Source organism: Saccharothrix isguenensis, assembly GCF_052936305.1.
This window is the reverse complement of sequence record NZ_CP193626.1, coordinates 2,997,443-3,009,187: the sequence shown is the minus strand read 5'-3', so window position 1 is coordinate 3,009,187 and position 11,745 is coordinate 2,997,443. Positions and strand designations below refer to the sequence as shown.

The window sequence follows — 11,745 nt, the reverse complement described above, 5'->3', positions numbered from 1 at the left end:
GTCTAGCGGGTCAGCTCGCGCAGCACGGTGAGTTCGCGACCGGTCGGAGGCTCGGTGCGGCCCAGGTCGTCGGCGAACGCCAAGTCCCACCCGGTGCGCTCGCGCGCGGTCTCCGGGTCGACGCCGGGGTGGAGCTGCGTGAGCACCAGCTCGCAGGTCCGCGGGTCGGGCCGCAGCACGCCCAGGTCGGTGATCACCAGCTGCGGCCCGGCGCCCTTCAGGCCCAACTCCTCCCGCTGCCCGGGGCCGGACCCGAAGCCGAACGACGTCACGAAGTCGACCCGTTCCACGAACGCCCGCTTGCTCTGCCGCACCACCACCACGACCTCGCGGCACGAGGCGGCGATCTCCGGCGCGCCACCCGCACCCGGCAGCCGGACACCGGGGTTGCGGTAGTCGCCGCCGATCACCGTGGTGTTGATGTTGCCGAACCGGTCGAGCTGGGCCGCGCCGAGGAAGCCGACGTCGATCCGGCCGGGCTGCAACCAGTAGTTGAAGATCTCCGGCACGCCCACCACGCTGACCGCGGTGTCCGCCAGCACGCCGTCCCCGATGGACAGCGGCAGCCGGTCCGGTTTCGCGCCGATGGTGCCGGACTCGTACACCAGCACCAGGTTCTCGGCGTGCGTGCGGCGGGCCAGGTTGGCGGCGGTGCTGGGCAGGCCGATGCCGACGAAGCACACCGCGCCGTCGCGCAACGCCCGCGCCGCCGCGACCGTCATCATCTCGTCGGACGTGTAGGCCGTCACGCGACACTCCCCAACCACTGCGCGAACCTGTCCCGATCGCGGCTGATCCCGTCCCACGCCTGGTAGAAGTCGTTGTCCCGCACGGAGTAACCGTGCGCGTAGGACGGGTGCGCCCCGCCCGGCGCCACGGACACGCAGTCGACCACCCACGACGGCAGGACCACCGCGCCCGGCCGCGGCTCCAGCTCGTCCACGACCTCCTCGACCGTGACCAGCGAACGGGAAGCCGCCAGCACGGCCTCCTTCTGCACGCCGGTGATCCCCCACAGCTGCACGTTGCCGTGCCGGTCGGCCCGCTGCGCGTGCACCACCGCGGCGTCCAACCGCAGCGCGGCGACGGCGGTCAGCACCTCACCCGTGAACGGGCACGTCACCGACGAGATGTTGGCGGTCCGGCCGGGCAGGTCGGTGCCGGTGTACCCGCGCAGCACCGCGAACGGCAGCCCGGACGCCGCCGCCACGTACCGGTTCGCCATGCCCGCGTGGCTGTGCTCCTCCAGTTCGAGCGGCCGGGGCCAGCCGTGCTGCACCGCGTCGCGGAACCGGTGCAGCGAGCCGACGCCGGGGTTGCCGCCCCAGGAGAACACCAGCTTGCGCGCGCAGCCGGCGCCGATGAGCTGGTCGTACAGCACGTCCGGGGTCATCCGGACCAGGGTGAGGTCGCGCCTGCCCTGCCGGATCACCTCGTGCCCCGCCGCGAACGGGATCAGGTGCGTGAACCCCTCGAAAGCCACGGTGTCGCCATCGCGCACGACGTGTGCGACGGCCTCCGCGAGGGGTGCGATGGCGGCCAACCCGACCTCCCGTTGTGCGCGGTCCGAACCGGCGATGTGGTGCGGCGAACGCTATTGAGCGCGTCTGACGGGGGTCAACGGCTACTTCCGCTCACCGGAAGCCCGGAACCGCTGGCCTCCGAACCGGCCGTGCCCGGCGGACGAATCGCTCATGTCAGCCCGCGCACCCGAGGAAGGGAGCGAGCATGTCCACACCGCTCACCAGCAGCCGCGCGACCCAGGTGGCCGCCGCGTTGACCGCGGTCGGCGCCACGGCCCGGTCCACTGGCCTGCTCGGTGGGTCCGGTGCGGTACTCGCAGCGGCTGCTGGTCGATCCACGGGACGTGGTGTTGTTACGGGGCAAGGCGAAGCGCCGCTCGCCTGGTGGTCCGGCCGAGCGGGATCAGGGCTGTGCCGGGTCCGCGCGGCGGGCCGGGTACGCGGGCCAGGGGCCGAGCACCGGCAACGCCGAGGTAGGCGGCTCGTCCGGAACGCGACCGGCGAGCCAGGCGGCGAGGTCACGGACGCCGCCGCTCACCTCCGTGCCACTCCCCCACCTCCTCGGCACGTCGGTCGCGCGCACCGAGACGTCATCGGGCAGGCGTGGTCGCAGGACGTCGATGACGTGGCAGGAGAACTCGGCGCTCCACTCGGCCGGCCGCACGCCCAGGTCGAGGTCGACCATGTGGATCCACAGCTCGCGCCAGCGGGTGAACACGGCGGGAACGGGGTCGGCGACATCGGGATCGGTCGGCGGGGACCAGTCCACCACGTTGGACCACGCCCGCTCCAGCCGTTCCGAGTGCTCGGCCGTCGCGGCACGGTGATCAGCCGCGCTCCGCGACGCGGTGGCCTCGATGATCGCGTCCCGTTCGCCCGGCTCCCACAGCTCGACCCGCTCACCGCGCGACGCGTGTTCGACAACGCGGCTGCGAGCGCGGGCGGCGTCCGCGAGATGGGCCAACACGTGCCCCCGCGTCCACCCCGGCAGCAACGACGGTTCCGCGACCTGGACGTCGGTGAGATCGGCGATCACCCGGAGCAGACGCCGGTGCGCCTCCGCCACGGCGTCGGTGGGTGGCTTCACCACCCGATCCCAGCCACGATCACCGCGTGGTCCGGGGGCACGAACTCGGGCTGGTCGAGCAGCCGCAGCCAACCCCCGCCGAAGCCGTGGGCCAGGCGGTCGGCGAGGTGGCCGACCTGGTCCGGGGCACGCTCACGGTGGGGATGGTCGTCGGCTGCACCGTCACCCCGCTGTTCGACGCCCTCGCCGCGTTCCACCGGGCACGTCCGGGCGTGGAGGTCTCGCTGCTGGAGGACAACTCCGACCAACTCGTCCAGGCGGTGCGCGACGGAACCGTCGACCTGGCCCTCGTCGGGACCGCGGGCGCCACCCCGGACGGTCTGGACGCGCTGACGATCGTCAGCGAACCGCTGGTCGCGGCCGTCCCGTCCGGCCACCCGTTGACCACATCGCGGCGGATCACGGTGGAAGAACCTGGTTTCCCACCCGATCGTGTGCATGCCGACCGGCACCGGTCTGCGCACGGTGTTCGACCAGGCGTGTGCGGCCCAAGGCCTTCGGCCGTCGATCGCGCTCCGAGCCGGCGCGGCGGACGCCATCGCGGACCTCGCCGCCCGAGGCCTCGGCGTCGCGATCCTCAGCGAGTCGATGGCCGCGCACTACAGCGACCGGCTCGTCGCCCTCACCATCGCCGACGTCACGACGCCGGCGTTGCTCGCCCTGATCCGGCGAAGTCCCCGCAGTCCCGCGACCCGCGAACTCCTGGTCCACTGCCGGCAGGCGTTCGGCGGTGCTCAGGTGACCTGACCGGCGAACGCACACCGTCGCGGTCAGCGCCCGAACCGGCGCGCGCTAGGGCTCCGACTGGAGCACCAGCAGGGTCAGGTCGTCGTGCTCCGTCTCGCCCAGCCACTCGAACGCCACCCGCCGCAGGTGTCGGGCCACCGCCTCGGCGGGCAGCCCCACGCACTGGGCCAGCGCCGCCTTCAGCCGCACGTCCCCGAACAGCTGCTCCCGGTCGCCGTGCTTGCGCGCCTCGGTCACCCCGTCGCTGTACAGGAGCAGCGTCTCCCCCGGCGCGAGCGTCACGGTCGTCTGGTGGAACCGCACCTCCGCCAGCACGCCGACGATCCCGCCGTGCACCGCCACCTCGTCCACCCGCCCGTCGGCGCGCAGCACGAGCGGCGCGGGGTGGCCGCCGGCCGCGAGGGTCAGGCGCAGCCCTCCGGCCTGCACGGGAATCATCGTGCCGACGACCAGGGTGGTGAACAGACGACTGCCGGCAGCCCGCAAAGCGGCGTTGAGCAGGTGCAGCAGTTGCGCGGGCCGCTGCTCGACCACGAGCAGCGTGTGCAGGCTCTGCCGCACCCGGCCGCTGTGCACGGCCGCCTCCAGCCCGTTGCCCGCCACGTCACCGAGCACGAACGCCGCGCTGCCGTCCTCACGCGGGTGGACGTCGTAGAAGTCGCCGCCGACCAGCACCCGCCGGTGCGCGGGCTCGTAGACCCGGGCGAGCCGGACGCCCGGCACGTCCGGCAGCGTGGCGGGCAGCAGGTTCGCCCGCAGCGTCGCCACGGTCTGCTCCCGCTCGCTGAGCCGGTCGCTCGCCTCCATCGCCGCCGCGACCCGCGCCGCGAAGCGTTTCAGCAGGTCGACGTTCCAGGTGCGGTCGAAGCACACCAGCGCGCCGCCCTCGGTGAGCGGCACGGCCAGGCCGACCCCGGACGTCCCCCACGGCCCATCACCCAGGTCGGTGATCTCCGCGTGCTCGACCAGCCCGTCCAGCACGTCGGTGAAACCGGCCACACTGCCGGCGACCTGCCGGGTGGTGCGGGCGACGGCCACGTCACCGGCCGGTGTGCGGCGCCACCACTCCAGGCGTCCGCGCGCACCGGGCAGCACCACGACGCTGTGCTTCCCGGGCGCCAGCTCGACCACCGCGCGCAACGCGTCGGCACGTTCCGTGAGCGACGACAGCCGCCGCGCGGCCTCGTCCAGGTACTCGTCCACACCCCGGTACCAGGCGCTCCACCCGCCGCCCAGGTCTTGGCGCCGGCAGTGGTCGAGGGCCGCGGGCAGCGTCGAGCCCGGCCGCGCGTCCGGGATCAGCACGGCCGCGAGCGGGTTGACCAGCCGGACGACGCCCTCGGGGTCCAGCACGACCACGGCCTCATGGAAGCCGTCGACCACACGACGCCACGCGTCGAGGTCGAGGCCCGTGTCGGCGCCTTGCCGGTAGCCCTGGGCCATCACGGCTCCTGTGTGTCGGGTCGACCCAACCTATCGGACAAGTTGTCTCCAACAGTGGCAGGCTTGGCACAGTTCCGCTGACATCGGAGGCTCGTGTGACGACCGCCCAGGACGACACGGACGTGACCCTGGCCCGACTGCTGACCGCCATGCGCGAGATGAAGGACGGCAACTTCCGCCGGCGCCTCGTCGTGCCCAAGAAGGTCGGGCACCGGGAGGGGGTGACAGCCGAGATCGCCGAGGTCTTCAACGAGATCGCGGAGCGCAACCAGTGGCTGGTCGGCGAGTTGGTGCGGGTGCGCCAGTCGGTCGGCCAGGAGGGCAGGCTCGACGAACGGCTGAGCCCGAGCACCGCCACCGGTGGCTGGGCGACCGCCGCGAACTCGGTGAACGGCCTGATCGACGACCTGACCCGGCCGACCGCCGAGCTGAGCCGCGTGCTCGCCGCGGTGGCCGAGGGCGACCTGTCGCAGGAGATGGTGGTCGACGCCCGCGGTGACGTGGCCGCGCTGGTGGAGAGCTTCAACTCGATGACGGCGACGCTGCGCACGTTCGCGGGCGAGGTCACGCGGGTGGCGCGGGAGATCGGCACGGACGGCCGGCTGGGCGGGGTGGCGGTCGTGCCGGGGGTGGCGGGCACGTGGAAGGACCTGACCGACTCGGTCAACTTCATGTCCGACAACCTGACCAAGCAGGTCCGTGACATCGCCCAGGTGGCGACGGCGGTGGCGCAGGGCGACCTGTCCCAGCAGATCACCGTCACGGTGGCGGGCGAGATGCTGGAGCTCAAGGACACCGTCAACACGATGGTCGACCAGCTCTCGTCGTTCGCCGACGAAGTGACCCGCGTCGCGCGCGAGGTCGGCACGGACGGACGACTCGGCGGCCAGGCCCAAGTGCCCGGCGTCGCCGGAACCTGGCGCGACCTCACCGACAACGTCAACTTCATGGCGAACAACCTGACCTCGCAGGTCCGCAACATCGCCCAGGTCGCGACCGCCGTGGCGCAGGGCGACCTGTCGCAGAAGATCACGGTCGACGCGCGCGGCGAGATCCTGGAGCTCAAGTCGACCATCAACACCATGGTCGACCAGCTCTCGTCGTTCGCCGACGAAGTGACCCGCGTCGCCCGAGAAGTCGGCACCGACGGACGACTCGGCGGCCAAGCCCAAGTGCCCGGCGTCGCCGGAACCTGGCGCGACCTCACCGACTCCGTCAACTTCATGGCCGGCAACCTCACCTCCCAGGTCCGCAACATCGCCCAGGTCACCACCGCGGTCGCGCAGGGGGACCTGTCGCAGAAGATCGACGTGGACGCGCGCGGCGAGATCCTCCAGCTCAAGACCACGATCAACACGATGGTCGACCAGCTGTCCTCGTTCGCGGCCGAGGTCACGCGCGTCGCCCGGGAAGTCGGCAGCGACGGACGACTCGGCGGCCAAGCCCAGGTGCCCGGCGTCGCCGGAACCTGGCGCGACCTCACCGACTCCGTCAACTTCATGGCCGGCAACCTCACCTCCCAGGTCCGCAACATCGCCCAGGTCGCGACGGCGGTCGCACGGGGAGACCTGTCGCAGAAGATCACGGTCAACGCGCGCGGCGAGATCCAGGAGTTGAAGGACACCATCAACACCATGGTCGACCAGCTGTCCTCGTTCGCCGACGAAGTGACCCGCGTCGCCCGAGAAGTCGGCACCGACGGACGACTCGGCGGCCAAGCCCAAGTGCCCGGCGTCGCCGGAACCTGGCGCGACCTCACCGACTCCGTCAACTTCATGGCGAACAACCTGACCGCGCAGGTGCGGTCGATCGCCCAGGTCACCACGGCCGTCGCGGGCGGCGACCTGTCCCAGAAGATCACCGTGGACGCGCGCGGCGAGATCCTGGAGCTCAAGTCGACCATCAACACCATGGTCGACCAGCTCTCGTCGTTCGCCGACGAAGTGACCCGCGTCGCCCGAGAAGTCGGCACGGACGGACGACTCGGCGGCCAAGCGCGGGTGCCGGGGGTCGCGGGCACCTGGAAGGACCTCACCGACAACGTCAACGTCATGGCCGACAACCTGTCCACCCAGGTCCGGTCGATCGCGGCGGTGGCCACGGCGGTGGCGGGCGGCGACCTGTCCAAGAAGATCGCGGTCGAGGCCAAGGGCGAGGTCGCCGCGCTGGCGGACACCATCAACGGCATGGTGGACACGCTGCGCGCGTTCGCCGACGAGGTCACCCGGGTGTCCCGCGAGGTCGGAACCGAAGGCATCCTCGGCGGCCAGGCGCGGGTGCCGAACGTGGCCGGCACCTGGAAGGACCTCACCGAGAACGTCAACTTCATGGCGAACAACCTGACCTCCCAGGTCCGCAACATCGCCCAGGTCACCACGGCCGTCGCGCTCGGCGACCTGTCCAAGAAGATCGACGTGGACGCGCGGGGCGAGATCCTGGAGCTGAAGACCACCATCAACACGATGGTCGACCAGCTGTCGTCGTTCGCGCAGGAGGTCACCCGCGTCGCCCGCGAGGTCGGCACCGAGGGCAAGCTGGGCGGCCAGGCCGAGGTGGAGGGCGTCTCCGGCACCTGGAAGCGGCTGACCGAGAACGTGAACGAGCTGGCCGGGAACCTGACCCGGCAGGTCCGCGCGATCGCCGTGGTGGCCACCGCCGTGACGGCGGGCGACCTGACCCGGCAGATCACCGTGGACGCGTCCGGGGAGGTCGCCGACCTCAAGGACAACATCAACCGGATGATCGGCAACCTGCGCGCGTCCACCAGGGCCAACCAGGAACAGGACTGGCTGAAGACGAACCTGGCCCGGCTGTCCGGTCAGATGCAGGGCCACCGGGACCTCAACGCCATGGCGTCGCTGGTGATCAGCGAGCTGACGCCGCTGGTGTCGGCGCAGCACGGCGCGTTCTTCCTGGTGGACCCGGAGTCGCACACCCTGGACCTGACCGCGTCGTACGGCTACACGCCGCGGGGGAAGCGGCCCAAGCGGTTCGTGCGCGGCGAGTCGCTGGTCGGGCAGGTCGCGGTGGAGAAGAAGACGGTGCTGGTGACCGACGTGCCGCCGGGGTACCTGGAGATCGGGTCCGGGCTCGGGTCCGCGCCGCCCTCCAACCTGGTGATCCTGCCGATCGTGTTCCAGGGCGAGACGCTGGGCGTGATCGAGCTGGGGTCGTTCGGCGAGTTCACCGAGGTGCACCTGGACCTGTTGGACCAGCTGAAGGAGAACATCGGCGTCAACCTGAACACCATGCTGGCCAACGCCCGGACGGACACGCTGCTGGTGGAGTCGCAGCGGCTGACCGAGGAGCTGCGGGCCGGTTCGGTGGAGCTGGAGGCGCGCGCGCGGCAGCTGTCGTCGGCGTCGAAGTACAAGTCCGAGTTCATGGCGAACATGTCGCACGAGCTGCGGACGCCGTTGAACAGCCTGCTGATCCTGGCGAAGCTGTTGGCGGACAACCTGGACGGCAACCTGAACCCGAAGCAGGTGGAGTTCGCCCGGACCATCCACTCGTCCGGCACGGACCTGTTGCAGCTGATCGACGACATCCTGGACCTGACCAAGGTCGAGGCCGGGCACATGCAGGTGCAGACGGACCCGGTGCGGGTGTCGGACGTGGTCGGCTACGTCGAGGCGATGACCTCGCCGTTGGCGGCGGAGAAGGGGTTGGCGTTCGAGGTCGTCGTGGACCCGGACGTGCCGCCGACCCTGCACACCGACGAGCACCGGTTGCAGCAGATCCTGCGGAACCTGCTGTCGAACGCGGTGAAGTTCACCCACGACGGTGAGATCAAGCTGCGGATCAGGGTGGACGAGGGCTCGGTGGCGTTCGACGTGCAGGACACCGGTATAGGCATCCCGTCCGACAAGCTGTCGGTGATCTTCGAGGCGTTCCAGCAGGCGGACGGCACCACGTCGCGCAAGTACGGCGGGACGGGGCTCGGGCTGTCGATCAGCCGGGAGTTGGCGGCGTTGCTGGACGGGCGGCTGGACGTGCGGTCGGAGCCGGGCATCGGGTCGACGTTCACGCTGTACCTGCCGTTGGGCGACCAGGGTCTCGTGCCGCCGGCCGCGGTGGAGCAGGGCGCGTTGCCGGAGCTGCTGACGCCCGCCGACTCGGCGCCGCAGTCGCTGGTGGCGCCGTCCGAGCTGCCGCCCGCGCCCATGCGGTTCCACGGCGAGAAGGTGCTGATCGTCGACGACGACCTGCGGAACGTGTTCGCGTTGACCAGCGTGCTGGAGCTGCACGGGTTGCAGGTGATCTACGCGGACAACGGGATCACCGGCGTGCGGGCGTTGGAGCAGTACGACGACGTCACGCTGGTGCTGATGGACATCATGATGCCGGAGCTGGACGGCAACGCCACCATGGCCGCGATCCGCGCCATGTCCCGGTACGCCGACCTGCCGGTGATCGCCGTGACGGCGAAGGCGATGAAGGGCGACCGGGAGAAGTCCCTGGCCTCCGGAGCCACCGACTACGTCACCAAGCCGGTCGACACCGAACACCTGCTCCGCCTGATCGCCTTCTACCTCGGCGTGGAACAGGACTGACCCCGCGTGAGTCCTCCGTTCCGGACATAGGACTCACGCGTTGTGGACGGGGCCGGGTCGGTGGTCGAACGCGCGCGAGCCGAGGCGGGCACGGTGAGTCATCAGGCCGTCACGGACAGCACCGACGTCGTCTCGATCGGCGGCAGGTCCGCGTGACAGTGATCACTGAAGTTTGCGTGTCCCGGAGCTCTCCGGATCACCGCGCGGTCGTGGTTGCCGACTCGACGGTCTCGTGGATGTGCATGACCTCGGTCAACTCGGTCAACCGGAACAGCTTGTGCACCGCCGGTTGCATGGACGCCATCCTGAACTCGCCGCCCGCGCCGTCCAGGCGCCGGTGCCAGTCGAGCATCAAGGACAGACCCGTGGTGTCCATGAACGGCACCCCGCTCAGATCCACCACCACCTGGGCGCCCGTGCCCTCTTCGAGGCGGTCGGACAGCACGGGGACGGTATCGGCGTCGAGCTCGCCCGACACCGCGACAACCGTCCAGTCGCCCCGCACCTCACTGCGCACCTGCAACTCCATGGTGCCCGAGCCTAGCCACCCGATGCGGCTCATGCCGCCACCCGTCGTCCGCCACGCCGCTGCCCAAAGCACAACAATCAGACAAATACCCCACAGCCGGGCTGGTCACCGCGTCGCCGTCCGTCGCCGCCACGGCACCGGTGAGCGCCACCACTCGGTACCGCGAACGGAGGATGTGCGACGATGCGGTAACGGCCGATCAACGGGAGCGGATGTGCGCAACGAGCCAGCGGCGCCGGTGGCCGTGACGCTGCCCGCTTCGGCGGGCTCATCGGCGCGTGCCAGGCGGGTAGTGGGTGAGGTGGCGTCAGCCTGGGGTCTTTCGGAGGACGTCGCGGACGACGCCGCCCTGGTGGTGACCGAACTGGTGTCGAACGCGGTGGACCACGCGGCCGGCCCGGTGGGGCTGACGGTGACCCGTACGGAGTCCGGCTTGCGGATCGAGGTGGCCGACCGGTCGCCCGCGCTGCCCCAGCCGAGACCCGTGCAGGTCGACTCCGCACGCGGTCGCGGGCTGATCATCGTGGCCGCGCTGAGCCGGACGTGGGGTTCCGAGCCGACGTCCGACGGCAAGGTCGTCTGGGCCGAACTCGCCGCCTGAACCGGCTGCACCACCGGGCTGCACCCACCGGCTGCACCCAACGGGGCTGCACCCGCGGCGGGAGCCATGGCCGGCCCATGGCTCCACCGACCGCACCCGCCGCACCCGACCTTCACCCGCCCGGCGACGTTCAGCGCCCGGAAAACGGGTATCCCCTGTGCGCCGACTAGTGAGGAGGTCACGTGTCCACGACCGAAACCGGTCAGGTGACCGGTACGCAGGACAAGGACTACAACATCATCTGGTTCGTAGAAGCGTGCTTGAGCAACGCTCTACGCCTGGAGAACTACATCGCGGACGCCGAGCGCGCGGGCGACAGCGAGCTGGCGGAGTTCTTCCGCCGCGCCCAGGGCGAGAGCCGCAAGGGCGCAGAACAGGGCAAGCAGCTGCTCGCCTCGCGCCTCGCCAGGTCCTAGGGCGACGCGCGCGAGACGGGAAGGGCCGCCCTCTCGAGCGAGGGCGGCCCTTGATCTGCCGTCATGCTTCTCGTACGTGCCGCACGTCGTGCTGAGCCGTACGTCGCGCCGAGGGGTTACCGCTGGTCCGGGTCGACGTACTGGCCCTGGCCCAGGGGTTCGTCCTGTTCGAGGGACTGGTCCCGGTCGCGGAACGTCCCCAGCCCCTCCTTGGCCCGATCCGTGCCCTGCTGGATGCGATCGGAGTGCCGGCCACCGGTCCGCTCGTCGGCGAACTGCCCGACTCGGTCGATGCCCTCGTCGGCCTTGTCGCCGTGCTGCCCGAGAGCGTCCTTGGCCTTGCTCTTGATGTCGTCGAACTTGTCGCCAATGCCCATCTGCGCTCGACCTCCTACACAGGTGTCCCTCGTGGACACCCTGTGCGAGGGCTACCCGGAGGCCGGTGCCCCCGAAGCCATTCGACCGTCAACTCACCCGGTCGAGTCAGCCCGCTGAGCAGGGACGACGTCGGACGACCGTCCGGACACGACACGCGCGCCACATCCGCGTCGGATCAGATCCCAGGACGGTGGGGCGGGTCCGACGGGGAGGTCTGGGACGACGGGTCGGGGTACGCGTAGTCCGGCACGCGCTGCTCGGCCGCACGCTGGTCCTGCGCCCGCTCGTTCTGCGTGCGCACGGGTGCGCCGTCAGCGGGCGGGTCCGGCAGGCCGAGCATGAGCAGCAGCTCTCGGCAGTCGTTCGCGTCGACCGAGTTGTCCGCGACGGTGCGGGCGGCCTGGCTGCGCTGGACGGTCTCGGCCCTGTCGGCCGCGGCCCGCGCGTCGGCGAAACCCACTGCGGCAC

General features: G+C 71.0%; 11 protein-coding genes and 1 pseudogene. 5 read left to right on the top strand and 7 right to left on the bottom strand.

Features of this window, described 5'->3' with window-relative positions:
* Positions 1–2 precede the first annotated feature (2 nt).
* The 3 genes from ACRAKI_RS14200 to ACRAKI_RS14190 all read right to left on the bottom strand — a co-directional run bounded on the left by ACRAKI_RS14200 (position 3) and on the right by ACRAKI_RS14190 (position 2,610).
* A complete protein-coding gene (locus tag ACRAKI_RS14200; protein WP_447007543.1) occupies positions 3–749 on the bottom strand; it encodes a CoA-transferase subunit beta in 747 nt (248 codons plus the stop codon).
* Positions 746–1,543, bottom strand: a complete 798-nt coding sequence (locus ACRAKI_RS14195; protein ID WP_447007542.1) for a CoA transferase subunit A — start codon at positions 1,541–1,543, stop codon at positions 746–748. Before ACRAKI_RS14195 ends, ACRAKI_RS14200 begins: the two co-directional genes overlap by 4 nt.
* A gap of 383 nt (positions 1,544–1,926) precedes the next feature.
* Positions 1,927–2,610 (bottom strand): maleylpyruvate isomerase family mycothiol-dependent enzyme, encoded by a 684-nt coding sequence (locus ACRAKI_RS14190; protein ID WP_447007541.1) that lies wholly within the window; start codon positions 2,608–2,610, stop codon positions 1,927–1,929.
* A gap of 143 nt (positions 2,611–2,753) precedes the next feature.
* Between ACRAKI_RS14190 and ACRAKI_RS14185 the strand changes: the two are divergent.
* Together ACRAKI_RS14185 and ACRAKI_RS14180 are read left to right on the top strand one after the other, a co-directional pair.
* A pseudogene (locus ACRAKI_RS14185) lies at positions 2,754–2,963 on the top strand (LysR substrate-binding domain-containing protein); the annotation flags it as partial.
* 85 nt (positions 2,964–3,048) lie between these two features.
* Positions 3,049–3,357, top strand: coding sequence for a LysR substrate-binding domain-containing protein (locus tag ACRAKI_RS14180; RefSeq protein ID WP_447007540.1), 309 nt, complete (start codon positions 3,049–3,051; stop codon positions 3,355–3,357).
* A 45-nt stretch (positions 3,358–3,402) separates the two neighbouring features.
* Here the strand turns inward: ACRAKI_RS14180 and ACRAKI_RS14175 are convergent, their stop codons facing one another.
* Complete coding sequence (locus tag ACRAKI_RS14175; RefSeq protein WP_447007539.1) at positions 3,403–4,800, bottom strand: PP2C family protein-serine/threonine phosphatase; 1,398 nt, start codon at positions 4,798–4,800, stop codon at positions 3,403–3,405.
* Between the two features lie 95 nt (positions 4,801–4,895).
* Here ACRAKI_RS14175 and ACRAKI_RS14170 point away from each other — a divergent pair, with 95 nt between their 5' ends.
* Entirely contained in the window at positions 4,896–9,353 is a 4,458-nt protein-coding gene (locus tag ACRAKI_RS14170) for a HAMP domain-containing protein (protein ID WP_447007538.1), read from the top strand.
* Between the two features lie 196 nt (positions 9,354–9,549).
* On the opposite strand, the gene ACRAKI_RS14165 is transcribed toward ACRAKI_RS14170, so the two are convergent.
* The gene (locus ACRAKI_RS14165) at positions 9,550–9,915 is read right to left on the bottom strand and encodes an STAS domain-containing protein (protein ID WP_447007537.1); all 366 of its coding nucleotides are present in this window, start codon (positions 9,913–9,915) and stop codon (positions 9,550–9,552) included.
* Positions 9,916–10,096: 181 nt separating this feature from the next.
* Here ACRAKI_RS14165 and ACRAKI_RS14160 point away from each other — a divergent pair, with 181 nt between their 5' ends.
* The gene (locus ACRAKI_RS14160; RefSeq protein WP_447007536.1) at positions 10,097–10,483 is read left to right on the top strand and encodes an ATP-binding protein; all 387 of its coding nucleotides are present in this window, start codon (positions 10,097–10,099) and stop codon (positions 10,481–10,483) included.
* A 182-nt stretch (positions 10,484–10,665) separates the two neighbouring features.
* Complete coding sequence (locus ACRAKI_RS14155) at positions 10,666–10,899, top strand: hypothetical protein (protein ID WP_447007535.1); 234 nt, start codon at positions 10,666–10,668, stop codon at positions 10,897–10,899.
* Between the two features lie 116 nt (positions 10,900–11,015).
* Here ACRAKI_RS14155 and ACRAKI_RS14150 read toward each other — a convergent pair whose 3' ends face one another.
* Both ACRAKI_RS14150 and ACRAKI_RS14145 read right to left on the bottom strand, forming a co-directional pair.
* Positions 11,016–11,276 carry an antitoxin gene (locus ACRAKI_RS14150; protein ID WP_447007534.1) on the bottom strand — a complete coding sequence of 87 codons (261 nt, stop codon included), beginning with the start codon at positions 11,274–11,276 and terminating at the stop codon, positions 11,016–11,018.
* 176 nt (positions 11,277–11,452) lie between these two features.
* Positions 11,453–11,737 (bottom strand): hypothetical protein, encoded by a 285-nt coding sequence (locus ACRAKI_RS14145; protein WP_447007533.1) that lies wholly within the window; start codon positions 11,735–11,737, stop codon positions 11,453–11,455.
* Positions 11,738–11,745: the final 8 nt, after the last annotated feature.

Excerpts from the sequence above, each read along its gene's own strand:
- ACRAKI_RS14150 (WP_447007534.1), bottom strand. The coding sequence starts at position 11,276 with ATGGGCATTGGCGACAAGTTCGACGACATCAAGAGCAAGGCCAAGGAC.
- ACRAKI_RS14175 (WP_447007539.1), bottom strand. The coding sequence starts at position 4,800 with ATGGCCCAGGGCTACCGGCAAGGCGCCGACACGGGCCTCGACCTCGAC.
- ACRAKI_RS14180 (WP_447007540.1), top strand. The coding sequence starts at position 3,049 with ATGCCGACCGGCACCGGTCTGCGCACGGTGTTCGACCAGGCGTGTGCG.
- ACRAKI_RS14165 (WP_447007537.1), bottom strand. The coding sequence starts at position 9,915 with ATGAGCCGCATCGGGTGGCTAGGCTCGGGCACCATGGAGTTGCAGGTG.